General features: G+C 68.5%; 22 protein-coding genes. 12 read left to right on the top strand and 10 right to left on the bottom strand.

What is annotated here, in order from left to right; genetic code table 11:
* Positions 1 to 59: 59 nt before the first annotated feature.
* Together OPU67_RS03655 and OPU67_RS03650 are read right to left on the bottom strand one after the other, a co-directional pair.
* On the bottom strand, positions 60 to 2,549 hold the full coding sequence (locus tag OPU67_RS03655; protein WP_267617646.1) for a TonB-dependent receptor: 2,490 nt from the start codon (positions 2,547 to 2,549) through the stop codon (positions 60 to 62).
* Positions 2,550 to 2,686: 137 nt separating this feature from the next.
* Complete coding sequence (locus OPU67_RS03650; protein ID WP_267617645.1) at positions 2,687 to 3,361, bottom strand: hypothetical protein; 675 nt, start codon at positions 3,359 to 3,361, stop codon at positions 2,687 to 2,689.
* A 267-nt stretch (positions 3,362 to 3,628) separates the two neighbouring features.
* On the opposite strand from OPU67_RS03650, the gene OPU67_RS03645 reads away from it, so the two are divergent.
* The 5 genes from OPU67_RS03645 to OPU67_RS03625 all read left to right on the top strand — a co-directional run bounded on the left by OPU67_RS03645 (position 3,629) and on the right by OPU67_RS03625 (position 11,033).
* Positions 3,629 to 6,142, top strand: coding sequence for a TonB-dependent receptor (locus OPU67_RS03645; protein WP_267617643.1), 2,514 nt, complete (start codon positions 3,629 to 3,631; stop codon positions 6,140 to 6,142).
* Between the two features lie 118 nt (positions 6,143 to 6,260).
* Positions 6,261 to 7,562, top strand: a complete 1,302-nt coding sequence (locus tag OPU67_RS03640) for an MFS transporter (protein WP_267617641.1) — start codon at positions 6,261 to 6,263, stop codon at positions 7,560 to 7,562.
* Entirely contained in the window at positions 7,562 to 9,124 is a 1,563-nt protein-coding gene (locus tag OPU67_RS03635; protein ID WP_267617639.1) for an FAD-binding oxidoreductase, read from the top strand. The genes OPU67_RS03640 and OPU67_RS03635 overlap by 1 nt, the downstream gene beginning before the upstream one ends.
* A gap of 98 nt (positions 9,125 to 9,222) precedes the next feature.
* Positions 9,223 to 10,311 (top strand): nitrilase-related carbon-nitrogen hydrolase, encoded by a 1,089-nt coding sequence (locus OPU67_RS03630; protein ID WP_267617638.1) that lies wholly within the window; start codon positions 9,223 to 9,225, stop codon positions 10,309 to 10,311.
* A complete protein-coding gene (locus OPU67_RS03625; protein WP_267617637.1) occupies positions 10,311 to 11,033 on the top strand; it encodes a hypothetical protein in 723 nt (240 codons plus the stop codon). Before OPU67_RS03630 ends, OPU67_RS03625 begins: the two co-directional genes overlap by 1 nt.
* On the opposite strand, the gene OPU67_RS03620 is transcribed toward OPU67_RS03625, so the two are convergent.
* From OPU67_RS03620 to OPU67_RS03590, 7 genes are read right to left on the bottom strand one after another with little or no spacing between them, the layout of a single operon-like run.
* Positions 11,023 to 12,075 (bottom strand): zinc-dependent alcohol dehydrogenase family protein, encoded by a 1,053-nt coding sequence (locus OPU67_RS03620; RefSeq protein ID WP_267617636.1) that lies wholly within the window; start codon positions 12,073 to 12,075, stop codon positions 11,023 to 11,025. The genes OPU67_RS03625 and OPU67_RS03620 overlap by 11 nt on opposite strands.
* On the bottom strand, positions 12,072 to 12,536 hold the full coding sequence (locus OPU67_RS03615; protein ID WP_267617653.1) for a DUF1330 domain-containing protein: 465 nt from the start codon (positions 12,534 to 12,536) through the stop codon (positions 12,072 to 12,074). Before OPU67_RS03615 ends, OPU67_RS03620 begins: the two co-directional genes overlap by 4 nt.
* A gap of 5 nt (positions 12,537 to 12,541) precedes the next feature.
* On the bottom strand, positions 12,542 to 13,000 hold the full coding sequence (locus OPU67_RS03610) for a hypothetical protein (RefSeq protein WP_267617635.1): 459 nt from the start codon (positions 12,998 to 13,000) through the stop codon (positions 12,542 to 12,544).
* Complete coding sequence (locus tag OPU67_RS03605) at positions 12,997 to 14,415, bottom strand: aldehyde dehydrogenase family protein (RefSeq protein ID WP_267617652.1); 1,419 nt, start codon at positions 14,413 to 14,415, stop codon at positions 12,997 to 12,999. The genes OPU67_RS03610 and OPU67_RS03605 overlap by 4 nt, the downstream gene beginning before the upstream one ends.
* Position 14,416: 1 nt before the next feature.
* Positions 14,417 to 15,346, bottom strand: coding sequence for a polysaccharide deacetylase family protein (locus OPU67_RS03600; RefSeq protein ID WP_267617634.1), 930 nt, complete (start codon positions 15,344 to 15,346; stop codon positions 14,417 to 14,419).
* Positions 15,346 to 16,236 carry a polysaccharide deacetylase family protein gene (locus OPU67_RS03595; RefSeq protein WP_267617633.1) on the bottom strand — a complete coding sequence of 297 codons (891 nt, stop codon included), beginning with the start codon at positions 16,234 to 16,236 and terminating at the stop codon, positions 15,346 to 15,348. The genes OPU67_RS03600 and OPU67_RS03595 overlap by 1 nt, the downstream gene beginning before the upstream one ends.
* 2 nt (positions 16,237 to 16,238) lie before the next feature.
* Complete coding sequence (locus tag OPU67_RS03590) at positions 16,239 to 16,913, bottom strand: isochorismatase family protein (RefSeq protein ID WP_267617632.1); 675 nt, start codon at positions 16,911 to 16,913, stop codon at positions 16,239 to 16,241.
* Positions 16,914 to 17,042: 129 nt separating this feature from the next.
* Here OPU67_RS03590 and OPU67_RS03585 point away from each other — a divergent pair, with 129 nt between their 5' ends.
* The 7 genes from OPU67_RS03585 to OPU67_RS03555 are packed head-to-tail and all read left to right on the top strand — an operon-like array spanning position 17,043 to position 23,549.
* Entirely contained in the window at positions 17,043 to 18,371 is a 1,329-nt protein-coding gene (locus OPU67_RS03585; RefSeq protein ID WP_267617631.1) for an alpha/beta fold hydrolase, read from the top strand.
* A complete protein-coding gene (locus tag OPU67_RS03580) occupies positions 18,368 to 18,868 on the top strand; it encodes a DUF3598 domain-containing protein (protein ID WP_267617630.1) in 501 nt (166 codons plus the stop codon). The genes OPU67_RS03585 and OPU67_RS03580 overlap by 4 nt, the downstream gene beginning before the upstream one ends.
* Before the next feature lie 17 nt (positions 18,869 to 18,885).
* Positions 18,886 to 20,250 carry a 3-isopropylmalate dehydratase large subunit gene (locus tag OPU67_RS03575; RefSeq protein WP_267617628.1) on the top strand — a complete coding sequence of 455 codons (1,365 nt, stop codon included), beginning with the start codon at positions 18,886 to 18,888 and terminating at the stop codon, positions 20,248 to 20,250.
* The gene (gene leuD, locus OPU67_RS03570; protein ID WP_267617626.1) at positions 20,247 to 20,876 is read left to right on the top strand and encodes a 3-isopropylmalate dehydratase small subunit; all 630 of its coding nucleotides are present in this window, start codon (positions 20,247 to 20,249) and stop codon (positions 20,874 to 20,876) included. The genes OPU67_RS03575 and leuD overlap by 4 nt, the downstream gene beginning before the upstream one ends.
* Positions 20,873 to 21,793 (top strand): hydroxymethylglutaryl-CoA lyase, encoded by a 921-nt coding sequence (locus OPU67_RS03565; protein WP_267617624.1) that lies wholly within the window; start codon positions 20,873 to 20,875, stop codon positions 21,791 to 21,793. The genes leuD and OPU67_RS03565 overlap by 4 nt, the downstream gene beginning before the upstream one ends.
* Entirely contained in the window at positions 21,790 to 22,971 is a 1,182-nt protein-coding gene (locus OPU67_RS03560; RefSeq protein WP_267617623.1) for a CaiB/BaiF CoA transferase family protein, read from the top strand. The genes OPU67_RS03565 and OPU67_RS03560 overlap by 4 nt, the downstream gene beginning before the upstream one ends.
* The gene (locus tag OPU67_RS03555; protein ID WP_267617621.1) at positions 22,968 to 23,549 is read left to right on the top strand and encodes a VOC family protein; all 582 of its coding nucleotides are present in this window, start codon (positions 22,968 to 22,970) and stop codon (positions 23,547 to 23,549) included. The genes OPU67_RS03560 and OPU67_RS03555 overlap by 4 nt, the downstream gene beginning before the upstream one ends.
* Here the strand turns inward: OPU67_RS03555 and OPU67_RS03550 are convergent.
* Positions 23,546 to 23,857: a DUF1330 domain-containing protein gene (locus OPU67_RS03550; RefSeq protein ID WP_267617620.1), complete on the bottom strand. Its 312-nt coding sequence runs from the start codon at positions 23,855 to 23,857 to the stop codon at positions 23,546 to 23,548. The genes OPU67_RS03555 and OPU67_RS03550 overlap by 4 nt on opposite strands.
* Positions 23,858 to 23,872: the final 15 nt, after the last annotated feature.

The raw sequence follows: 23,872 nt of genomic DNA, 5'->3' as shown, positions 1-23,872 counted from the left end.
CCCCCCCCCCCCCCCCCCCCCCCCCCCCCCCCCTTCGTCTACCCAGACGATGCGCGCGATCAGAAGCGCACTTCGGCAATCACCCCGAAGCGGCGCGGCGGGCGCAGGCCGGCGATGAAGTTGCGGCGCAAGTCGCGGTTGGCATCGGCGTAGCGGATGATCTGGTTGATCGCGTCCTCGTCAAACAGGTTGCGCACATAGAACTGAAGCCGGAAGTTATCGTTCTGCGCGCCGAGGCGGATGTCCGAGACCACCGCATCCCCGGTCTTGGCGAGGTTGTGGACCTGCGCGAAGTTGCTTGAGGTGAGGTAGGCGTTGATCCCGGCGAAGGCCTGCCAGCCCGAGCTTCCGATGTCGCGGCGATAGTCGAGGTCGACGAACACCGTGTGCCGGGGCGCGCGCGGCAGGCTCTTGCCGGTGATGTCGCCGAACAGCGACTGGCACCCGGCAATGTTGGGCAGCTGATCGCCGGTCGAGCAGTCGACAAGGCCATTGTCGGCGACGTCGTTGAGCACACCCTGGTTTTCGTCGGTCCCGCGCTTGAAGCGGCTCGTCGCGAAAGCGTAGTTGGCCGTGAGGGTCAGCTCGCGCGAAGGCTTGGCGACCAGTTCGAACTCGAAACCTTGGATCCGCACATCGCCCGCATTGTTGATCGCGGTAACCTGCTGCGGGGCCAGCGGCGGACGCAGGACTTCGACAGGCTGGGTCAGTTGATAGCCGGTAATCTCGTTGTGGAACAGCGCGAGGTTGGCGACGAGCGCGCCGTTCATGAAAGTGTTTTTCGAACCGATCTCCCAGGACTTCACGTCCTCGGCGCCGAAGGCATCGCGGCCCACCGAAATCGCCGCCGGACCGTTGAAGCCGCCGGGCTTCTGCCCTTCCGAGTATACGGCATAGAGCAGGTTATCAGGGGTGACCTGATAATCGACGGTGATGCGCGGCAGGAACTCCTTGAAGGTCCGCTCGGCGCGCACGGTGCTGATGAGGCCGGCCTGCACGGTCGCGCTGTTGGCGACGGTGCGGATGCGCTCTTCCTGATAGCGCCCTTCCGCGCTGATCGAGAGCTTGTCGGTGATGTCGAAGGAGACCGAGCCGAACACCGCCACGTTGCGGATGTTGTCTTGCGAATTGTTGCGGCTCTCGGTCAGCGAGCCGAGCGGGAAGGCGGGGCTGAGCGAGCCGCAGCGCGGCGTGATTGCGCAGCGTGCCTGTCGCGCGGCGAGCATGTTGGCGTTGGCCTCGGCCTGGGCCCCCGGGGGCAGCACGCGGTTGTCGCGGCTGTCGGTATCCTGATCCCAGTAGTAGCCGCCGAGCAGGATGCGGGCGCGGTCGCTGGTGTATTGCAGGCGCAGCTCCTGCGACCAGTCCTCGCGCTTGGAAGCGTTGGAGAAGGAGAAGTCGGTCTGCGAACTGGCGAAACCGAAGGGGATCGACGGAGCGACCGGCGACCCCACCGGGATCGTCGAAAAGATGACGCCCTGATAACGGGTCGGCGAATAGTCGCCATCGGTACGCTGCGTGGAGGTGCGGCGGTTGTAGCCAGTCAGCGAAGTGAGGGTCAGCTTGTCGGTGAGGTCGATCTCGACGCTGAGGCCGGTGTTCCAGGTGGCGATCTTGTTGCCCACGAACTCGCCCGCGAACTGGCGGCTGTAATCGGTGCTGATCGGACGCGGCCGGATCGTGCCGCAGAAGTAGCGCCCACGCCCGGCGAACAGCGCACCGCGATCGGGCAGGCAGTTGTTGTCGTTCGCGTCGGTGGCGAAGATCGCGGGCTGGCCGTCACGGGTGCGGGTGTAGTTCGCGCGCAGGCCCACGCGCACCGCGCCGCCGTCGTCGTACTTCAGCATCGCAAAGCCCGATCGCGTGTCCTGGACGCCGATCGGGGTGCCGTCGAACTGGTTGGTGAAGAGGCCCTCGTTCTTGAAGTAGCGACCGCCGGCGATGAAGCCGAGGCCCCGCGCGATCGGCCCGCTGACATTGGCGCTGATGTCGTAGGTCGCGCCTTCCGACACATCGGCCTGCACGCGCCCGCGCCATTGGTCGCCGGGCTGCCGGGTGATGATGTTGATCGCGCCCGAATAGGTGTTGCGGCCGTAGAGCGCGCTTTGCGGGCCCTTGACCACCTCGATGCGGGCGATGGAATCGATGTCGTAATCGGCAATCGAGCCATTGAAGTAGATGCCGTCGATGAAGAAGGCGACGCCCGAATCCCCGAGGATGTTGGCCTGGCCGCGGATCACCGGACGGTTGGCGTCGCGCCCAAAGCTGTCGTCGAATACGAGGCCGGCGGTGGCCCGAGTGAGGTCGGTGATGCTGTTGAAGCCGAGCCGGTCGATGGCCGCTGCCGTCACCACCGAGACCGCGAGCGGGGCGTCCTGGAGGCGCTCCTCGGTCTTGCGTGCGGTGACGATGATCTCGTCGGGCGCGATCGCCGCGCTGGAGTTTTGGCTAGCGCCAGCGTCTGACTGGGCGGCGTTGTCCTGCGCCGCGAGCATGCCGGGCGTCAGCGCCGTCGCGGTGAGCAAAACGCTGCGGATGATGTGCTTCATTTCTGACCCCTCCCTGAGCGCGGCCAAGCGACCGCGTTGCTGTCCCTTGTGTTGTATAATTCGCAGCACCGACAAATTTGTCCAGACAAATTTTCGGCCAAGAAGGCACACGCAAAAGGTGGCCTCGTGCCGTGCCTTCACTGCGGCTTGACGTTCCCGAGGAAGGCGGTGGCAAGCAGCAGGCAATACACCGCCCAGACCCAGATGCGGGTCCGGTCCATGGTCCTGCGGAGCGGAATTTCCGTCGTATCGTCAGATCCTTGCGTGAGGACAGCGGCAAGCTGCGCGCCGACCGGCTTGAAGGTCACGTCGATCATGATCGCTGCGACGAAGATGAGCCCGAAGAGCAGTGCCTTCAGCGCCAGCCACGTCGGTGCGAGCGGGGCTCCAGTGAGGAGACTGTGACTGCCGAGCAACAGGTAGAAGCCGCCGATCAGCCAGCGCAGCCAGCCTTCGATGCGACGGTTGCGCGCGGCGCGCGGGGTCTGGTCGTGATGGTGGGAATCCCACACCAGCCACAGCCAGCCGAGACCCACCACCCAGGCCGGCCAGAGCACCAACGAAGGCACCGCCCACCATCGGCCCGCCGCTGCGACGCTTAGCGACAGCGGCACCATTAGTGCCCAGGCGCTGCGCGGGATCATGTCCACCTCGACCAGCAGCTTGAGGAGCGCGATCCGCTGGTCGAGGGTGTAGGCCGAGCGGCGGCGGAAGTGCTGCCCGAGAATGAACACCCCGACGTCTGCGCCCAGCCACAGCACGAAGAGCAGCAGGTGCGCGTAGACGAGCAGCGGGTAAGCGTAATCCTGCATGGGCGCGATGCTCCGCTTCCGATCATTTGTTGCGCCTTGGGCGCAACGCGCACGCATTGTGCTGCGCTTGTCCGGACAAATTGCATTTCCGAGCTTGACAAGCAAGACTTTGTCCGGACAACTTCGCAGGCGACGCAGGAGGAGCACCCTTTGCCACGGCAACGGCCGGGCATAGCCACCGATCACCAGTCGAAGGGGTAAAGCACAATGAGGAAAGCCGCAGTCTCACCGGTCTCCAGGTCCGCACGCCTCCGCGCCCTTGCCTGCATGACGTCGATCGTCGCGCTGACCGCCCTTCCCTCGGCGGTGTTCGCGCAGCAGACGCAGGACAGGTCCGCCGAGCCGGCAGCCGAAACCGAAGGCGGCGTCGCCGACATCATCGTCACCGCCCAGCGCCGTGCCGAAAGCGCGCAGAACGTGCCGATCGCGATCACCGCCTTCGACGAGACCGCCCTCGCCCGCCGCGCCGCGATCAATGCGCTCGACGTCGCCCTGTTCGTGCCCAACATGGTCGGTCTCAACAACACCGGCCTTGGCACCGCCAATGCCTACTACCTGCGCGGGATCGGCAGCACCGAGACGGTGGCGACCTTCGATCCGCCGATCGGCACCTATATCGACGACATCTACCTCTCGCGTCAGAACGCCAACAACCTCATGCTGTTCGATGTGGACCGCATCGAGGTGCTGCGCGGGCCGCAGGGCACCTTGTTCGGGCGAAACACCACCGGCGGCGCGGTCAGCATCCACCTCAAGCAGCCGAGCACATCCGGGATCGGCGGCTATGCCGAGGTCGGCTACGGCAGCTACAACCAGTACCTCGCCCGCGCCTCGGTCAACCTGCCGCTCGCCGACAGCTTCGCGGTGAGCGTTTCCGGCTTCTGGATGGAGGACGACGGCTACGTCAGGAACACGGTCACAAACGAGCGCTACAACCCCAACAACAACTGGGGCGTGCGCCTTGCCGCACGCGGCGAGCTGGCCTCCTGGGCGCGCTGGAACGCCTCCTACATCCACACCTTCGCCGAATCCGATAACGTCCTCAACTTCGACTGCAACCCGGCTCAGCCCACCCAGTGCGACGGGCGCTTCTCGACCACCGGCCTCACCGCGAGGGGCAACCTCATCAGCCCGACACTCGGGCGGCTGGTTGCGGGCAACAAGGCCAATTTCGGCAACGGCAGCCGCACCGCGATGGATTTCGTTTCCTCCAATCTGGAGTTCGACCTCGGGCCTGACTGGACGCTCAACGTCATCACCGGCTTCGTCGATATCTCGCAGGACTATGTGCTCGATTTCGCCGACGGCCGCGCCCTGCCCGCCGCCGCAGCGCCGCGCCCGCCGGTGCGCGGCTTCCCGTTCGGCGGCTTCACCATCGCCAACGAAGGCAGCCACACGCAGTTCACCCAGGAAGTGAAGATCAACGGTTCGCTGGCCAATGGCCTTGTCGATCTGGTCGGCGGCGTCTTCTACTTTCACGAGAAGAACAACACCGACTTCGGCGACCTGTTCACCCTCGGCACCGGCTTTCCGCTGCTGCTCGCCGACCGCCGCCTCAAGAACACCGCCGAGGCGATAGCCGGCTACCTGCAGGCCGACATCCACCCGACCGAGCGCCTGACTTTCACCGCAGGTATCCGCTACACCGACGAGACCAAGAGCATCGACATCACCGACAACCGCCCGCGCGTCGGCGGGGTGCTGTGCCGTGCCGCAAACAACCTTGGCCCCTCGACCTGCATCGATAACGCCAATCTCTTCGCCCCCAATGGCACGGCGATCCCGCGTGAACAGACCGTGCGACGCTGGAACCCGCGCTTCGCGATCAACTACCGCGCCAACGATCAGGTGCTGCTCTATGCCTCGGCGACCCAAGGCTTCAAGTCGGGAGGCTGGAACGCCCGCGCCACCGCGGTGGGCGAACTGCTCCCCTTCGGTCCCGAGTCCGCGTGGAGCTATGAGATCGGCGCCAAGACCGACCTCTTCGACCGCCGCCTGCGCTTCAACGTCACCGGCTACTGGCTCGATATCACCGATCTCCAGGTGCTCGGCGGCTTCGTTCGGGCCGACGGGTCGATCGGCTTCCTGACCGGCAATTTCGCGGGCTACCGCAACAAGGGCGTCGAGGTGGAAATCTCGGCGGTGCCGACGCCGGGGCTCAATCTTTTCGCGACGCTCGGCTATCAGGACGACGAGTACCGGGTGGACCGCAGTGCGCCGGCCTTCAACCGCTTCGGCGTGCAGTCGGTCGCCGCGCAGCAGGCGACGTGCCGTGCGCAGCTAGCCGCCGGGCGCATCCCGAACACCGCTGGCACCGACAACGCGGTCGCCTGCGGGGTGGGGATCATCACGCCCACCGGCGACATTTCCACCCCCGTCCGCACGCCCGACTGGACCATCTCCCTCGGCGCGAGCTACGACGCGCAGCTCGGCGGGGGCCTGACGCTCACCCCGTCGATCAACGGCAGCTGGCGCAGCGATAGCGAGGTGGGCACGAGCAACGTCTCCTTCTTCGACGCAGCCGTGCGCGGCCCCTCGGGCACGCTCTATCCGTCGAATACCATCGGCCAGGGCAACCGGCTGGTCCCCAACCTCGGCTCGTTCAGCGAGGCGCGCTGGATCGTCAATGCCTCGCTGGCGCTGGCCTCGGTGTCGGGTTGGTCGCTGTCGGCCGAGTGCCGCAACTGCCTCGATGAGGAGGCGATCGAATCCGCGCTCGCCAACGCCAGCTACCTCAATCCGCCGCGCACCTTCCTGATCCGGGCGCGGTACAACTTCTGATGCGCTCCGCGCCGCCGCGCCGTCCGGTGCGGCGGCGAGCCCACTGGCACCCGGCGGGCGAGCGGGTTATCGTGACACGGGCCCGCCGGTCCCGACCGGCGCGACGGGGAGAGACCGAGTGAACACAGACGCCGCGCTTCCGGAGCCCGAACAGGGGGAGTTCAAGAAGGGCTGGCGCGTCCTTCTGGCCGGGGTGCTCGGGGTGATGTGCGGGGCCTCGCCGATCCCCTATAACATCATCGGCTTCACCGCCGCTCCCTTGCGCGCAGAATTCGGCTGGTCGCAGACGCAGGTGCTCCTCCCCATCACCCTCTTCGGGGTGATTGCGGCGCTGCTTGCCCCGGTGTTCGGCTGGATGGCCGACCGCCACGGCGTTCGCAAGGTGGCGCTGTGGTCGCTGTTCGCTTTCGCTGTCACCTTCGCCGCCATCGGCCTTACACCCCGCAGCCAAGGCCCTTCCACGCTCACGATCTACTATGGCTTGTGGGTCGCGGTCGGCCTCGTCGGAATCGGATCGACCCCTGTCACCTGGAGCCGGGCGATCAACCTGTGGTTCTTCCGCCAGAGAGGCCTCGCGCTCGGCATCCTCCTGCTGGGAACGAGCCTTGCCGCCATGGTCGTCCCGCAAATCGCGGTGCGCGCGATCGAGGCCTCTGGCTGGCGCGCGATGTTCATGCTGGTCGCCCTGCTCCCGGCGGCCGCGCTGGTGATCGCCTTCTTCCTGTTCCGCGAGCCGAGGCCCGAGGAGCGGCCGAAGGCGATCGAAAGCGCCTCGGGGCGGCTCACCGGAGTCACCCTGTCGCAGGCACTGAGAGATCACCGCTTCTGGTTGATCTGGCTGTCGATCGCCCTGATCGCGATGGCTTTCGGCGGAGCCTTCATCAACATGCCCACGATGCTGCAATTGAGCGGCGTCGATGCCGAGACGGCGGCGAGCGTCATGGGCATCCTCGGGATCGGCATCTTCGCCGGCCGCATCCTGACCGGTGCGCTGCTCGACCGGCTGTGGCAGGGCGTCGTCGCCTTCCCGCTCCTGTGCCTGCCGGCGATCTCGGCCTGGATCCTGCTCGGCGATAGCCTCACCTTCCCGCTCGCTGCGACCGCCGGGTTCCTGCTCGGCTTCGCCGCAGGGGCGGAGAGCGACCTTATCGCTTACCTCGCCGGACGCTATTTCGGGATGGCGCATTACGGCAAGATCTACGGGATGCTCTATATGCCGTTCGGTCTGTTCTCGGCGGCGTCGCCGATCGTCTATGCGCAGGTCTATGATCGCACCGGGAGCTACGATGCGATGCTGCAGGCTGCGATGGTGATGTTCATGGCAGGCGGCGCGGTGTTGCTGCTGCTCGGGCGCTATCCGGCGAGCCTGCCCGAGGCGGACGCGGATGAGGCGGCCCTGCCTGCGATGGAGCCGGCGTGATGGCGACCCTTGTGAACGACAATCCTCTGGCCATGCTGCGCGCAGCTGCGGGCGGCGCGGCCCTCTTGACCGACGCCGACAGCCTCGCGCTGTTCAGCCACGACGTCTATTCGCGCGGCGAAGAGCCGCTCGCGGTGTTCCGTCCCGCAAGCGTCGAGGAACTGGCCGCCGGGATCAGCGCCGCAACCCGCGCCGGCCTCGCCGTGGTGCCGCGCGGCGGGGGGATGAGCTACACCGGCGGCTATATCTACTCGGGCGGGCCCTTCATCTGCGTCGACACGGGCGGCATGGACCGGATCGTCGCAGTGAACGAGACCGATATGGTCGCCACCGTCGAGGTCGGCTGCACCTGGGAAGCGCTCCACCGCGAGCTCGCACCCCGCGGCCTGCGCGCACTCGCGTGGGGAACGCTGTCGGGCATCAGGGCGACGGTCGGCGGCGGCATGAGCCAGAACGGCGTGTTCTGGGGCGCGCGCGGGGGGACGGTGGTCGACGCGGCGATCAGCTTCGACGTGGTGCTGGCTGACGGCAGCGTGGTCTCGACGGGCTCGGATTTCTTCCGCCCCTACGGTCCCGACCTCACCGGGCTGTTCGCGGCCGACTGCGGCGCCTTCGGCGTCAAGGCGCGGGTCCGGCTCAAGCTGGTGCGTGCCGGCCGTGCGCAGGCCTATGGCTCGTTCAGCTTCATGGACGGCGAGAGCCTGCTCGCCGCGATGAGTGCGATCGCGCGCGAGGAACTGGCGTCCGAAAGCTTCGCCTTCGATCCCTTCCTCCAGGCCCAGCGCATGAAGCGCGACAGCCTGGCGGGCGATGCGCGCCAGCTGGGCAACATGATGGTCTCCGAAGCCCGGTCGAAGGGGGTGCTGAGCGCGCTCAAGGCCGGGGCGAAGGTCGCTCTGGCCGGCCGCAGCTTCCTCGATGACGTGCCGTTCAGCCTGCATTGCATCGCCGAAGGCCGCCATCAGGCCGGCGTGGATGCCGACATGGCGGAGATCGCCCGCATCGTGCGCGCGCATGGCGGGTCTGAGGTCGAACACACGATCCCCAAGATCCTGCGCGCCAATCCCTTCCCGCCGCCCAATTCGATGCTCGGCCCCGGGGGCGAACGGTGGGTTCCGGTGCACGGCTTCCTGCCGCATTCACGCCTCGCGGAGGGCTGGCAGGCGCTTCAGGCACTGTGGGACGCCAACGCTGCGGAGATGGCCCGTCTCAAGGTCGAGACCGGGGCGCTGATCGCCGCCGTGGGCCGCAATGCCTGCCTGATCGAGCCGGTGTTCTACTGGCCGGGCGCACAGAATCCCCTCCACCGCAATGCAATCGAGTCCGATCACCTTGCCCGCCTCCCTTGCCTTGCCGAGGACGCCGACGCCGATGCGCTGGTGGAGCAGCTGCGCTCGGAAGTGATCGGGGTGTTCCAGCGGCTTGGAGCGGCGCATCTCCAGATCGCCCGCACCTACCCCTTGCGTGACGGCCATGATCCGGCCGCTTGGAATGTCCTGTGTGCGCTCAAGCGACAGGTGGACCCGCAAGGGCTTATGAACCCCGGCGCGCTCGGTCTGTAGGCGGCGTGGACTGGACCTGTGACCGCAGGCGCACTTTGGCGGCCGGCTTCACAGCGGGTATGCTGGCCGGAACGGCAGGCCTCGCGCCGCTTGCCGCCGTGGCCGCCCAAGCGAAGGACGACAACGTGACCGACCCTGCACCCTTCTGCGCAATGGCGATGCAACTCACCGCACGCTCGCTCGAGAAGCTGCCCGACACCGCCGCCGCCCGCGCCGCGATCCTCGCCCACATCGCCGAACTCGAGGGGGCGATCCGGACGAGCTCCATCTTCGTGCAGCAATATGCCGGGAGCCCGGTCAAGCTGGTGGTGCTCCCCGAATATCTCTTCACGTCCTACCCGGGGCGCATTTCCATTCCCGATTTCGCCGCGCGGGTCGGCTTCGCCGCCGACGGGCCGGAATACGCGGCGCTCGGGAAGCTGGCGGAAAAACTGGGCGTCCATCTCGCCGGCAACGCCTACGAGACCGACGCCGCCTTTCCCGGCTTTTACTTCCAGACGAGCTTCATCGTCGCCCCCGATAGCAAGGTGGTGCTGCGCTACCGCCGCCTCCTCTCGATGTTCGCACCCTCCCCGCACGATGTGTGGGAGGCCTATCTCGACAAATACGGGATCGAGGGCGTCTTCCCCGTCGCCCGAACCGAGATCGGCAACCTCGCCGCCATTGCCAGCGAGGAGATCCTCTACCCCGAGATCGCCCGCGCGCTGGCGCTGCGCGGGGCCGAGGTGTTCTGCCATTCCTCCTCGGAGATCGGCTCGCCGCTTGCGACCAACAAGGATATCGCCAAGCAGGCCCGCGCCTTCGAGAACCTCGCCTATGTCGTCTCGGCCAACACCGCCGGGATTTCAGGCACCGCGATGCCGCTGGCGAGCGCTGACGGCAACAGCCAGGTGATCGACTGGAAGGGGCGTATCCTTGCGCAATCGGGCGACGGGGAGACCTTCACCGCCTTCGCCGGCATCGACCTTGCCAGCCTTCGGAAGGCGCGGCGCACACCGGCGATGACCAACTACCTCGCCCGCCAGCGCCCGCAGCTCTTCGCCGCCGCCTATGCCGCCGCCGCAGAACCCTTCCGCGGGCCCGACGGCATGATGCAGGGCGGCAAGCCCACCATCCCCGACCGCGATCACTTCCTGCGCGCGCAGGAAGAGGTGATCGCGCGGCTCGACAAGGCAGGAATCATCTGATGAAGCACCGCACCATCAGCGGAAAGATCCGCTATGTCTCGATGAAGCCGGGCCGCGAGGGCACCGAGCGCGGGCGCGAGAGCTTTATCTTCACCCATCACTCTGACGGCTCGGTGGTGATGAGCGCCCATTGCGAGATCGAGGAACCCGATCCCACGGTGATGCGCGATCTCGTGCTCCACGTCGGGCCGGACCGGATGCCGCGCAACCTGCTGGTGCACCTCACCGTGGGCGACGAATTCCTCGGCTCGGGCTGGATGAACTACGATCCCGCCGAGGGCACCATCTCCTGCGAGAGCGACAGCCCGGCATTGGGCCGCCATTCTGAGGTGCGCGAGGCGGGCACCTTCGACGCCTTCGGCACCCACCCGGTGGTGGGCGACGGCTTCTCGACGCGGATGATGGATGTGAGCCAAGGTCCCCACCGCCGAAGGCTGCGCTTCTTTCTCCCCTCGCCCGATCACCGCGGGGCGACCGCGCCGCAGATTTCGGAAGTGACGATGACGATGGAGTATGTCGGCGAGGAGGAGAAGACCGTCCCCGCCGGCACCTTCGCCTGCCGCCACTTCCGCTATGTCGACGACAGCGAGGGCGGCATGGGCGGCGAGCGGCACCCGGACTATGACATGTGGGTAACGGCGGACGAGGACTCGATCCTCGTCTACGGCTCGATCGACGGCTACATGATGAACCGTTACGAGCTGGTCGAACTCAGCCGCTGACGCGCACCAGCACCTTGCCCAGGTGCGCGCCGCTGAGGAGGTGGCGGTAGGCGGCAGGCGCCTCCTCGAAGGCGAAGCTGCGGTCGATCACCATGGCGATGCCGTGCTCGGCCATGACGCCGAGCGCCGCTTCGATCATCCCGCGGTGCCCCGAGGCGATGCCCTTCACCGTCACGTTCTTCCCGATCAGCGCGCCCTGGTCGAAATCGGGTCGGTCCTGCGGGCTTCCCGAGAGCGCGCCGAGCGTGCCGATGCGGCCCTCGACGCCGGTCGCGGCGAGGGTCTGGCCGAACTGAGCAAAGCCGATGGTGTCGACCACCACGTCCGCCCCGCGCCCGCCCGTCGCCTCGAGCAGCGCCGCCGCCCAGTCGGGGCGCTCGCGGTAGTTCACCGTGTAGTCCGCGCCCATGTCCCGCACCCGGGCGAGCTTCGCCTCGCTCGACGAGGTGATCGCGACTGTCGCGCCTAGCGCCTTGGCGAGTTGCAGCGAGTAGAGCGCGACGCCGCCGGTGCCCTGCGTGAGCACGAGGTCGCCCGGTTGCACCTGGCCGAAGGCAACCATCGCGTGCCACACCGTGCCCGCGACGACGGCGGTGGCGGCAGCGGTATCATCGCTCACCGCATCGGGCACGCGAATCGCGGCGGCAGCGGGAAGCACGATGCGCTCGGCCAGCCACCCGTCGCGCGTGACGCCGAGATCGCTCGCGAAGACGTGATAGCCATAGCCACCGTCTCCGAGCCAGTCGGTGAAGTTGGCGGCGATCACCCGCTCGCCGACCGCGAAGCCGGTCACCCCCTCGCCGACCTGCTCGATCACGCCGACCCCGTCAGTGAGCGGGATGCGGTGCTCCGGCAGGTCGCGGCCATAGACGCCGCGAAGGACCATCAGGTCGCGGTAATTGAGCCCGGCAGCGGTCACCCGCACCACCAGCTCGCCCGGCCCGGCAGCCGGATCGTGGCGCTCGGTCAGGGTGAGGAAATCGATGGCCTCGCCCGCCTCGCGCGGGGCGGCAGGACGCGGCCCGAGTTGCCAGGCCCTCATCGCCGGCCCTCTTCGACCTGCGGCTCGTTCGCGCTCGGGAAGTCGGCGAGATAGCGCCCCGCCTCGACCCGTCCGACCATGTCGGGGCGCAGCGGCATCTCGGCATAGACCGTCACCGTGTAGTCGCCCGCAGCCGGGTTCTGGCGCAGCGGCAGAATCTTCTCGCGGTAGACCTTGCTGTTCCAGAAGGCCCGCGCGTTGGCGAGGCAGGGGAAGCGCACCGTGAGGTTGACGTAATCGGGCGGCACCTCGCCCTCGAACACCGCGACCGGGCGCGGCACGTTGACGTAGTAGCCGCCGAGCCGCTGGTAGATCTCGCTCTCGGCGATGGCCTTGCCGTAGGCGAGCATCCGCTCGCGATCGAGCGTGCGGCCCTCGACGACCATGTAGACGGGCTTGTCGCAGGCCTCAGCCTTAGTCTCGGTCGGGGCTGCGGCGGCCTGCGCCATCAGCGCGATCATCAGGCTCACGGGTCGATCCTCCATTCGTCGCAGCACGTGCGCTTCCACGGGCGCCCGGTCTGGAACCACTGCCAGGTGCGCGCGCGGGCCTGCCCGTCGGACGCGATGTTGATCATCTCGACATACCAGGCATCGGGCACGTCGAGCCGGTCGAGCTTGAGCATCAGCGTGTCCTCGTCGGTCTGCCAGCCGTAGCCGCTGAAACGGTCGGTCCGCCATACCAGCCGCTCGCCGTCGAGCCTCCCGCCGAATTCGTAGAGCGCGCTGCGGCCGTCCTCCCAGGTCAGCCAGTTGTGCTGGACGTAGTGCCACTCGCCCGCATCGGGAAACTCGCAATGGGTCTTCACCCGGTGCACATCAAGCAGCGCGCCATCGCGGTCATAGTGGCGATACCATCCGTCCCACCAGCCCTCGTGCCGCAGCATCGCGGGCATGACGGCGGCGAGCGCGGCGCGGTTGCTCATGGAGCAGGCTTCTCGGCATAGGCGGCGAGCGGGAGCGGCGTACCGGTCTGGCGGATCAACGCCTGCTGGCGCAGGAAGCGCAGCATCCCGGAATCGCCCATGCGGCTCGGCCCCAGCCCCGAACCTTTCCGCGAATGGTTTGTGGCATCCCCGACGATGCTGGTGAGCGCGCCGTCCTGCAGCGAGATCGCGCCCGCATCGAGCAGCGGGGCGATGGCGGCGGCTTCCTCGAGACTTCCCGCCAGCACGGCGGCGCCGAGGCCGTAGTCACTGCCATTGGCAAGGCGCACGCCTTCCGCGATGTCGTCAAACATCGTCACCGGGATGACTGGGCCGAAGGTCTCCTCGCGCATCACCGCCATCTCTGGCGTGACATCGGCGAGGACCGTGGGACGCAGATACTGCCCGCCGCCGAGGGTCTCCACCCGTCCGCCCGCGAGCAGCCGCGCGCCCTTGGCGAGCGCATCGTCGATCTGGGCCTGCACCTTGGCGGCCTGGGGCGGGAAGATGAAAGGCCCGAGCTCCCCGCCCTCGCCCGGCGGGTAGGCGGGACGCACCGCTTGGGCCGCGGTGACGAGCGCGGCGAGGAAGGGCTCGGCGATGGTGCGGGCGACATAGACCCGCTCGATCGACTGGCAGGCCTGTCCGGTCGCGACCACGCTCGCCCGCAATGCCACTTGCGCGGCCCAAACGGGATCGGCGCTGGCAGTGACGATCATCGGGTCCTTGCCGCCGAGTTCGAGATTGGCGGGGATGAGGTGGCGCGCGGCGCTCTCGGCCACCTTGCGCCCAGTCGCGGTCGAGCCGGTGAAGCAGACATAGTCGACCGCGCCGACCAGCGCCTCGCCCGTCTCCGGCCCGCCCAGCACATAGGCTAGCGGCAAGTCGGGCACGGCGGCGAGCGCGGCGCGCATCGGCTCGACGAATCGGGGCGTGACCTCGGAGGGCTTCACCAGCGCCGCGCAGCCCGCGATCAGCGCAGGGATGGCGTCGATGTGGCTGAGGATCACCGGGAAGTTCCACGGCGCGATCGCGCCGAACAGCGGGTAGGCGCTATGGTGCGTCGCGATCTCGATGCCGGGGAAGGCGGAGGGGCGCGGCCCCTTGTCGAGCGCCGCGAAAAGCTCCGGCCCGCGCTTCGCCCAGCGGCGGATGTTGCCGAGGAAGCCTTGGACCTCGATCGCGGCGATGGTGCTGCGCCCGGTATCGATGGCGAGCGCGGCGGTGATCGCCTCCGCCCTCGCGTCGACCGCCTCCGCGAAGGCGAGCAGAATGCGCGCGCGACCCTCGGGTTCCAGCGCCTCCCATGCCGGCTGCATAGCTCTCAGGCGCTGCGCCTCGGCGGCGATGTCCTCGCGCGTCGCGGCGGTGAAGCGGTAGTCCACTGCGCCGGTGCGCGGGTCGAGCGCGGTCATTTCAGCCACGCGCCTGCTCCTGCGCCTGCCATGCCGCGACGATCTCGGCGCCGGTGGCGAACCACGCCTCGGGCCGCGCGGCGAGGTCGGCCAGCAAGCCCTCGAGCGCGCCGATGCGGTAGGGCAGGCCCATGATGTAGGGCGTGAGGTGAATAGGCAGCATCCGCCCCGCCCCGCCCTGCGCCTTCCCCTCGCCCGCCAGCCAGTGGAAGGCGTCGCGCATCGATTCCGCCCAGCTTTCCGCCGACTTCTGCTGGGTGGCTATGATCTGGCGGTCCGACAATTCGTGGTTCAGCGGCAGGTTGATGAGGCCGTTGCCAAAGCGATAGGGCAGTTCGTCGTTCACCCAGTCGCAGCAAAAGGTGAGGCCGTGCTCCTTGAGGAGATCGGCGGTGTGCCAGCTCTGCTGCCGCGCGATCGAGAGCCAGCCGGTCGGGCGCACGCCGGACGCCGCCTCGATGCGCGCCATCGCCTCGCCGATCAGCGCGCCTTCCGCCTCGCGGATGAGGGAGGAATCGATCGTGCCGTTCATGTCGGTCGAATGGGCGACGAGCTCGTGCCCGCCCGCGATCACGGCGGCGACCAGTTCGGGGTAGCGCTCGGCAATGGCGGCGTTGGTGGCGAAGCTCGCCTTGACGCCGGCGGCCGCAAAGGCATCGAGGAAGCGCCACGCGCCCACCCGGTTGCCGTAGTCGCGCGCGGTGTAGTGGCGGAAATCGGGATAGGCGGTCTGCATGTGGCCGGGTGCGGCGAAGGGGCCGCCCGGCACGATCGGGAACCATTCAAGGCTGACGCAGAGCCACACCGCGACGCTCAGGCCCCCGGGCCAGCGCACCGGCGGGCGTTCGTGCAGGGCGGACCATTCGTAGAGGTCGTGGTCGTAGCCGCGCCCGCGGCGGGGGTATTCGAGATAGGCGGAATCGAGCGCCATCAGCCCTGCCCTCCCGTTTCCGCGCGCCAGTAGTCGACGATCTCCCCGGCGCGCGCGATCCATGCCCGCCCGTCGGCGGCGATGTGCCGCAGCGCCTCGGCGAAGGGCCCGATCCGGTGCGGCTGGCCGATGAGGTAGGCGTGCAAGGGAATGCACATCACCGTCCCCGACCGCTCGCCCTCGGCCGCAAGCCGCTCGAACTGGCAGATCAGCGCATCGGCATATTCGCGCCCGCTCATGTTGTAGACGAAGAAGCCGTAGTGGTCGTTGACCTCGAGGCTGTAGGGGATCGAGGCGAGCCGGCCCCTCGCGACCTTCACCTCCTGCACCTGGTCGTCGTGATAGAGGTCGCAGGTGTAGGTGAAGTCGTATTCGGCAAGCAGGTCAAGCGTGCGCGGCGTGTGGGTCAGCGCAGGCGCGAGCCAGCCGCGGATGCGCTGGCCGGTCGCCTCGCGGACGGTGCGGATCGAGTCCTCGATGATCGCGCGCTCCTGCTCCTCGGACATTTCATAGGCATAGCGGGTGTTGTAGATGCCGTGACTGAAGAACTCCCAGCCGCGCTGCCGGGCGTCCTCGACCACCTCGGGATGGTGCTGGCAGAGCGCCACCGAGAGGCTGACCGAGCCGGGGAAGCCGTGCTTCGTCATCACCTCGGCCATGCGCCAGTGGCTCACCCGGTTGGAGTGGTCGCGGTGCGAGAAGCCGACCACGCTCGGGTGCAGCGTCGGCCACGCCTTGCGCTTGGGGTGCGCGGGCGGATCGATCTCGTAATATTCGAGATTGGGCGCGACCCACACGGCGACCGTCTTGCCGCCCGGCCAGCGCAGCGGGGGCCGGGCGTTGTAGGGATGGTAGTCGTAGAGCCCCGGATCGGGCGCGCCCTCCTGCATGGTCAGCGCGCCTCCAGCCAGTCGATCACCGCCTGCACGGGCTCGACATCGGCATATTTGAGCTGGAGGTCGGTGAGGTTCGCGAAGTGATAGCTTTCGTGCTTGTCGGCGCAGGTCTCGATCGGAACGATGGTGCGGTAGCCGTGGGAGAGCGCATCGACCGCCGTCGCGCGCACGCAGCCCGAGGTCGAACCGCCGGTGACCACAACGGTGTCGACGCGGTGGAAGGTGAGATAGCTCGCGAGCGGCGTCTCGAAGAAGGCGCTCGGCATCCGCTTGGTGAATTCGAGGTCATGCTCGCCCACCTCGCAGCGCGGATCATAGGCGTGGCGTTCGCTGTCGTACTTGATGTTCTGGAGGGAATCCTCGGTGTCGGTGCGCGTGCCCCACACGCCGGCATCCCCCGCATCCGCCTTGTAGGCGACGCGGCTCCAGATCACCGGCATGCCCCTCTCGCGGGCCATCCGGCTGATCGTGTTGATATGCTCGATCTGGCGCGGGTCGGTCTCGTAGGCGGTCCTGAACAGGTCGGTGCGAGTGTAGGCCTGCTGGAGGTCGACATTCACGATCGCAAGCTTCTCCCCGAAGCCGAACTTGCGGCGGGCGGGGTTCGCCATCACCTCCTCGAAGAGCTGGCGGGCGGTCTTGCCGTCCGCGATCATGCGTGTCCCCAGCATCGAAACCCTCGCGCCTCCCGTGCCCGATTCCGCTTTGACAGCCAGTCATAAAGGCGGTTAAGGGGTTGTCGAGTGAAATTTGTCCGGACAACTTTGGGGTAGAGCCCGCCGATGCGGATCACGCGGCACATGCTGACCATTCCGGGCACCGGCCGCAAGGTGCACTACCGGCGCGGCGGCTCCGGGCCGCCGCTGCTGATGGTGCACCAGAGCCCGCGCTCCTCGGCCGAGTACGAGCCGCTGATGCGGGCATGGGCTGAGCATTTCACCTGCATCGCGCCGGATACGCCGGGCTTCGGGCAGTCCGACCCGCTGCCTGGCGAACCCGACATCAACGCCTTCGCCGATGCGCTGCTCGAGACGATGGATGCGCTCGGGCTCGGCGCCTGCCCGGCCTACGGCTTCCATTCGGGGGGCATCATCCTCGTGACGGCCCTCAAGCGTGCGCCGGAGCGCTTCGCCTGCCTCGCGATCGGCGGCTATGCGATCTGGACGGCGGAGGAGATGCGGATCTTCGGGGAGAGCTACCTCCCCCCTTTCCGCCCTTCCCCCTACGGCGAGCACCTTGCCTGGCTCTGGAACCGGATGCTCGAGCAGAGCTGGTTCTTCCCGTGGTTCGACACCCGCGATGCCGCGCGCCTCTCGGTCGCCCATTCGGACCTACCGCGCGTCCAGCAGGCGGTGATGGAAATGCTCGACGCAGGGAATGCCTACCGTGCGGGCTACGGGGCGGTGCTGCGCGCGCCGCGCGACATCCCGCCGCCGGACGCCCGGACCCCGCCCGTGCTCATCAGCGCCTATGACGGCGACCCCTTGCAGGCCCATATCGACCGTCTCGGAGAGATGCCGGCCAACTGGCAGGCGCTGAAGGTCGCCACCCCCGCCGAGCACCAGGCGACGAGCCTCGCGTTCTTGCGCGAACACGCCGGCGGCATCGCGCCCCCCGCCCTCGCCGAGGACCCGGACGAGGGCTGGATCGAGGCAGCGGGCGCGCTGCTCCACTGGCGCGGCGCGAGGGGCGCGGCGCGGATGGTCCTCCATGCCCCCGGTGCCGAACTGGCCGAGCCGGGGCCGGACAAGATCGCCATCGATGTGCCGGGTCACGGCCTGTCGGAGGATGCGGAGGACGTGCTCGCCGCGATCCACGCCGCCCGCGAGGCGCTCGGCGCGCGCGCGATCGCCTGGCCCGCTCTCCCGCAGGGGGACCCTGACCTCCTCTACCCCGACCTCGCGCCCGATCGCTTCGGCGGGCACCTCCTCAAGGCGTGGAGCGCCGCGCGCGCCGAGGCGATCTTCGCGCCGTGGTACGCCGCCTCCCCCGCCGCCGCGATCCCGCTCGCCGCAGGCGCGCTCGCACCGCACGCCATCGCCGCCCGCACCCGAGCCCGGCTGCGCGCCGGCTCGGCGGCGCGCGCCTGGCATGATATCCTTGCATCCAACCCCGGAGGGACCCGATGACCAACATGAAGACCGCCATGCCGCTGCTCGCCCGCCACGAGGGCGTCTGGGACGGCACCTACAGCTATTTCAACGCCGCGAACGAGAAAGTCGACGAGCACGCCAGCCGCCTCTTGTGCCGCATCACCGACGATCCCGCGGTCCCCTACCACCAGACCAATTTCTACACCTGGCCCGACGGCCGCACCGAGGTGCGCGATTTCCCCGCGACCTATCGCGACGGGCGCATCTGGTGGGACAACGAGCTGATCCAGGGTTGGGCCGCCGAGGTGCCGCTCGACGAATTGGGCCGCACCATGATGCTCTACTGGCAGCGCACCGGCGATCCCTCGCTCTACCTCTACGAGCAGATTCAGATCTCCGACTGCGGCCAGCACCGCTGCCGCACCTGGCACTGGATCAGGAACGGCCAGCTCGAGACCCGCACCGCGATCCAGGAGCGCTTCGTGACGAAGGACTGGCGCGCCGTCGAGGCCGAGATTCAGGCGAAGGCCTGAGGCCGCGCGGAACGACCATGCCCCGCACCCTCTTCGACAGGATCTGGGACGCGCACCGGGTGGCGAGCCTGCCCGGGGGTGCGGACCTGATCGCGATCGACCGGGTGTTCCTCCACGAGCGCACCGGCGCCGCCGCGCTCGCGCGCATGGCCGAGACGGGCCGTACCTTGCGCGATCCGGCGCGGGTCTTCGCGGTCATGGACCACATCGTCGACACCCGCCCCGGCAGGGGTGACGGCACGCTGATGCCCGGCGGCGAGGGCTTCATCACCGAAACGCGCGCGGCGTGCCGGGCCGCGGGGATCACCCTGTTCGACGTGAACGACCGCGACCAGGGCATCGTCCATGTCATCTCGCCCGAGCAGGGCATCGTGCTCCCCGGCGTGACGCTGGTCGCGCCCGACAGCCACACCTGCACGCAGGGCGCCTTCGGGGCGCTCGCCTGGGGGATCGGCTCCTCCGAGGCCGAGCACGCGATGGTGACGGGCACGCTCCGGATGGAGCGGCCGTGCGCGATGCGCGTGACCTTCGCGGGCGCGCTCCCGCCGGGGGTCACCGCCAAGGACATGATCCTCGCGCTGATCGCCGCCCAAGGCGCGGGCGGCGGCGCGGGGCACGTGGTCGAGTTCGCCGGTGAGGCGGTGCGCGGCCTCGACATGGAAGCGCGCATGACCCTGTGCAACATGGCAACCGAGTTCAGCGCCGTGACCGGGTTGATCGCGCCGGACGAGAGGACCTTCGCCTACCTCGCGGGGCGGCCCCATGCCCCCGCCGACTTCGCCGATCCCTATTGGCGGACCCTCGCCAGCGATGCAGACGCGGTGTTCGACAGTGAGATCGTGATCGACGCCAGCGGGCTCGCCCCGATGGTGAGCTGGGGCACGAGCCCCGAGCACACCATCCCCGTCACGGCACGCGTCCCCGACGGCCCGCAGCGGGCGCACGACTACATCGGTCTCGCGCCGGGCACCCCGCTCGCCGGGACGCCGCTCGATGCCGCCTTCATCGGCTCGTGCACCAACAGCCGCATCGCCGACCTCAGGCGCGCGGCGGCAATCCTCAAGGGCCGCCGCATCGCGCCCGCGATCAGGAAGGCGCTGGTCGTCCCCGGCTCGATGGCGGTGCGGCGGCAGGCCGAGGCCGAGGGGCTCGATAAGGTGTTCGAGGCGGCCGGCTTCGAGTGGCGGATGAGCGGCTGCTCGCTGTGCTTCTACGCCGGCGGCGAGGGCTTTCCGGCAGGAAGCCGCGTCATCTCCAGCACCAACCGCAATTTCGAAGGTCGTCAGGGTCCGGGTATCCGCACCCACATCGCCTCGCCGGAGACCGTCGCGGCGAGTGCCCTCGCGGGCGCCATCGCCGATCCGCGGGACTACCCGGCATGAGCGCCTTTCCCCAGCCCCTCGTCGCCCGCGCCGCGCCGCTGCTGCGCGACAATGTCGACACCGACACGATCATCCCCAGCCGCGAGATGCGGAGCACCGGGCGCACCGGCCTTGCCGATGGGCTGTTCGCCCCGTGGCGCTATGTAGGCGCGGACACGCGCAGGGAAAACCCGGATTTCGTGCTCAACGACCCTGCCTATCGCGGCGCGGCAATCATCGCGGCGGGGCGCAATTTCGGCTGCGGATCGAGCCGCGAGCACGCCGTCTGGGCGCTCGCGGAATATGGGGTGAAGGCGATCGTCGCGGAAAGCTTTGCGCCCATCTTCCGCAACAACTGCATCAGGAATTTCCTCCTCCCCGTGGTCCTCGAGCGCACCGCCGTGGAGGCGATCGCGGGCCGCGAGGTGACGGTCGATCTTGCCGCCCGGAGCATCGCTTGCGAGGGCATAGCCTATGCCTTCGCGATCGAGGACGAGGCGCAGCAGATGCTGCTTCACGGGCTCGACGCGATCGACCTCACCTTGCAGCACCGCGCCGATATCGACGCCTGGACCGCCGCCGACCGCACGGCCCGTCCCTGGGTCTACGACCTTCCCGCCCGCACACAGGAATCCGTCACCCCATGATCGACATCCTCGTCTCCGAAGTCGGCCCGCGCGACGGGCTGCAATCGATCAAGCGGATCATGCCGCTCGAGGCCAAGAAGCGCTGGATCGTCGCCGAGGCCGCCGCGGGCGTGCGCGAGATCGAGGTCGGCAGCTTCGTGCCCCCGAGCCTCCTCCCGCAGATGGCCGACACTGCCGAACTGGTCGCCTTCGCGCGCACCATCGAAGGCCTCAACGTCGTCGCGCTGGTGCCCAACGCGAAAGGTGCCGCGCGCGCCGTCGAGGCGGGGGTGCACGCCATGAGCATCCCCTTCTCGATGAGCGAGACCCACAGTCTCAAGAACGTGCGCAAGGACCACCCCGCGATGCTCGCCGAGATCGCCGAGGCCGCGCAGATCGCGCGCGCCGGGGGCGTGCACTTCGCCGTGGGGCTCTCCACCGCCTTCGGCTGCACGATGGAGGGCGCGGTGAGCGAGGACCAGGTGGTGCGCCTCGCCGAGAAGGCGGTCGCGGCGGGGGCGCAGGAACTCTCGCTCTCCGACACCACCGGCTATGCCGACCCGGCGCAGGTGCGCAGGCTCGTGAGGAAGGTGCGCGCGGCGGTGGGCGCCGACAGGCTCACCACCCTCCACCTCCACAACACCCGCGGACTGGGCCTCGCCAATGTGGTCGCGGGGCTGGAAGAGGGGATCACCACCTTCGACGCCTCGCTCGGCGGGCTCGGCGGCTGCCCCTTCGCACCGGGGGCATCGGGCAATCTCGTCACCGAGGACCTCGTGCTGATGCTCAACGCGATGGGCCTGAGGACCGGCATCGACCTTGCAAAACTGCTCGAAGTGCGCGCGATCCTCGCCGAGGCGCTGCCCGGCGAGCCGCTCTACGGCTTCACCCCCGATGCGGGGCCGATGCTCGACTATGCGCAGAGGGTCGCCGCATGAGCGCGCCGACCCCGCTCGCAGGTCTCCGCGTCGTCGAGTTCACCCACATGGTGATGGGGCCGACCGTCGGCCACATCCTCGCCGGGCTCGGCGCCGAGGTGGTGCGCGTCGAACCCATCGGCGGGGACCAGACGCGCCGCCTGATCGGCTCGGGTGCGGGCTATTTCCCGATGTACAACCGCGGCAAGCAGTCGATCTGCCTCGACCTGAAGAGTGAGGCCGGGCTTGCCGTCGCCAAGGACCTCGTCGCCGGCGCCGACGTCCTCGTCGAGAACTTCCGTCCCGGCGCGCTCGAACGCCTCGGCCTCGGCCACGAGGCCTGCGCGGCGGCCAATCCGCAGCTCATCTATTGCAGCGAGAAGGGCTTCCTCCCCGGCCCCTACGAGAACCGCACCGCGCTCGACGAGGTCGCGCAGATGATGGGCGGGCTCGCCTACATGACCGGCCCGCCGGGCCGCCCCTTGCGCGCCGGCGCGAGCGTGATCGACGTGACCGGCGGGATGTTCGGCGTGATCGGCATCCTCGCCGCGCTCGAGGAACGCCACCGCACCGGCAGGGGCCAGAAGGTCACCGCCAGCCTGTTCGAGACCACCATCTACCTCGTCGGGCAGCACATGGCGCAATATGCGGTCACCGGCACGCCTGCCGCCCCCATGCCCGCGCGCGTCTCGGCTTGGGCGATCTACGACGTCTTCGAGACGCGCGACGATCCGGTGTTCATCGGCGTCGTCACGGACGCGCTGTGGGAGAAGTTCTGCAAGCTTTTCGCGCTCGACGACTTGTGGGCCGACGAGGGCCTCCGGGTCAACAACGCTCGTGTGAAAGCCCGCGAGCGTATCCTGCCGGTCATCCGCGAGATGATCGGCAGGATGACCAGGGCCGAGGTGATCGCGAAGCTCGACGGCACGGGCCTGCCCTTCGCCCCCATCGGGCGGCCCGAGGACATGTTCGACGATCCCCACTTGCAGCACGGCGGGCTCGAGGACGTGACGCTCGACAACGGCACCCTTGTGCGCCTGCCGACCATCCCGCTGGAGATGGACGGCAAGCGCATCGGCGCCCCGCAGAAACTGCCGAAGCCGGGGCGCGATGCCCGCGCGGTGCTGGCAGGGCTGGGCTACGACGAGGCGCGGATCGCGGAACTGATCAGTTCGGGCGCAGTGGAGGAGAGCGCATGAGAAACATCCTGTTCGGAGCGGCGATCGCCGCGTTGCTGGCGGGCTGTGCCCATGCACAGCAAGCGCCCGCCCCCAAGGCCGCAGGCGTCGAGAAGCTGGCCCAGCGCCTTCCCACCGACATCCGCCGCGCGACGATCATAGTGCGCGACATGGAGAAGTCCCTGGCGCTCTACCGCGACGTGATCGGGCTACAGACCAATTACGACACCGTGGTCGAGACCTCGGGCGTCGCGCTTCCCGCAGGCGAACCGGGCGCGAAGGCGCGGTTGGTGCTGCTCAACGCCAACGATCCGTGGGTCGGCTGGCTCGGCCTCATGCAGTGGACCGATCCGCCGATCCCGGCAGGCGAGTACCCCAAGCGGATGGGGCCGGGCGACGTGGTGCTGGTGCTCAACACCGACGATGCGAAGGCGCGCTGCGAGAAGGTCAAGGGCGTGCCCGGCGTGACCTTCACTGCCGAGGCGCGGCTCCAGGTCTACCCCGGAAGAAACGGGGGCAAGGACATCCGGGTGATGGGCTGCAACTTCTTCGACCCCGACGGGATCCTCGTCGAGCTGAACCAGATCCTCGCTGACTAGGGCGCGGCACCCAGCTCCGGCCCGTCGACGAGGATCACCTGCACGTCGGCAAGGCCCTCGCGCAGGCGCTTGACCTCGGCATATTCGGGGCTGTCCCAGAAGGCCTGCGCCGCGGAGCGATCGGGCCACTTGGAGATGACCACCGAGGCCCCCTCGCCAAAGTCGCCCTCGAGCAGTGCCGCGCCGGGGCCGCGCAGCAGGTATTCGCCGCCGAAGCGGGGGATGAGCGCCGCTGCGGCCGCGCCGTAGCCTGCGACAAAGGCCTCGCGGTCGTGGACCCTGGCGATGATGATCATGTAGGCTGCCACGCTGCGCCTCCCTTC

It is taken from the genome of Erythrobacter sp. WG (genome assembly GCF_026586795.1).
GTDB lineage: Bacteria > Pseudomonadota > Alphaproteobacteria > Sphingomonadales > Sphingomonadaceae > Erythrobacter.
Note: the sequence above shows the minus strand (reverse complement) of the source record. Positions and strands in the feature narration are given on the sequence as shown.

Bases quoted from the DNA above. Each gene is read 5' to 3' on its own strand.
- OPU67_RS03655 (WP_267617646.1), bottom strand. From the start codon at position 2,549: ATGAAGCACATCATCCGCAGCGTTTTGCTCACCGCGACGGCGCTGACG.
- OPU67_RS03650 (WP_267617645.1), bottom strand. From the start codon at position 3,361: ATGCAGGATTACGCTTACCCGCTGCTCGTCTACGCGCACCTGCTGCTC.
- OPU67_RS03645 (WP_267617643.1), top strand. From the start codon at position 3,629: ATGACGTCGATCGTCGCGCTGACCGCCCTTCCCTCGGCGGTGTTCGCG.
- OPU67_RS03635 (WP_267617639.1), top strand. From the start codon at position 7,562: ATGGCGACCCTTGTGAACGACAATCCTCTGGCCATGCTGCGCGCAGCT.
- OPU67_RS03625 (WP_267617637.1), top strand. From the start codon at position 10,311: ATGAAGCACCGCACCATCAGCGGAAAGATCCGCTATGTCTCGATGAAG.
- OPU67_RS03620 (WP_267617636.1), bottom strand. From the start codon at position 12,075: ATGAGGGCCTGGCAACTCGGGCCGCGTCCTGCCGCCCCGCGCGAGGCG.
- OPU67_RS03615 (WP_267617653.1), bottom strand. From the start codon at position 12,536: ATGATCGCGCTGATGGCGCAGGCCGCCGCAGCCCCGACCGAGACTAAG.
- OPU67_RS03610 (WP_267617635.1), bottom strand. From the start codon at position 13,000: ATGAGCAACCGCGCCGCGCTCGCCGCCGTCATGCCCGCGATGCTGCGG.
- OPU67_RS03605 (WP_267617652.1), bottom strand. From the start codon at position 14,415: ATGACCGCGCTCGACCCGCGCACCGGCGCAGTGGACTACCGCTTCACC.
- OPU67_RS03600 (WP_267617634.1), bottom strand. From the start codon at position 15,346: ATGGCGCTCGATTCCGCCTATCTCGAATACCCCCGCCGCGGGCGCGGC.
- OPU67_RS03595 (WP_267617633.1), bottom strand. From the start codon at position 16,236: ATGCAGGAGGGCGCGCCCGATCCGGGGCTCTACGACTACCATCCCTAC.
- OPU67_RS03590 (WP_267617632.1), bottom strand. From the start codon at position 16,913: ATGCTGGGGACACGCATGATCGCGGACGGCAAGACCGCCCGCCAGCTC.
- OPU67_RS03585 (WP_267617631.1), top strand. From the start codon at position 17,043: ATGCTGACCATTCCGGGCACCGGCCGCAAGGTGCACTACCGGCGCGGC.
- OPU67_RS03580 (WP_267617630.1), top strand. From the start codon at position 18,368: ATGACCAACATGAAGACCGCCATGCCGCTGCTCGCCCGCCACGAGGGC.
- OPU67_RS03575 (WP_267617628.1), top strand. From the start codon at position 18,886: ATGCCCCGCACCCTCTTCGACAGGATCTGGGACGCGCACCGGGTGGCG.
- leuD (WP_267617626.1), top strand. From the start codon at position 20,247: ATGAGCGCCTTTCCCCAGCCCCTCGTCGCCCGCGCCGCGCCGCTGCTG.
- OPU67_RS03565 (WP_267617624.1), top strand. From the start codon at position 20,873: ATGATCGACATCCTCGTCTCCGAAGTCGGCCCGCGCGACGGGCTGCAA.
- OPU67_RS03560 (WP_267617623.1), top strand. From the start codon at position 21,790: ATGAGCGCGCCGACCCCGCTCGCAGGTCTCCGCGTCGTCGAGTTCACC.
- OPU67_RS03555 (WP_267617621.1), top strand. From the start codon at position 22,968: ATGAGAAACATCCTGTTCGGAGCGGCGATCGCCGCGTTGCTGGCGGGC.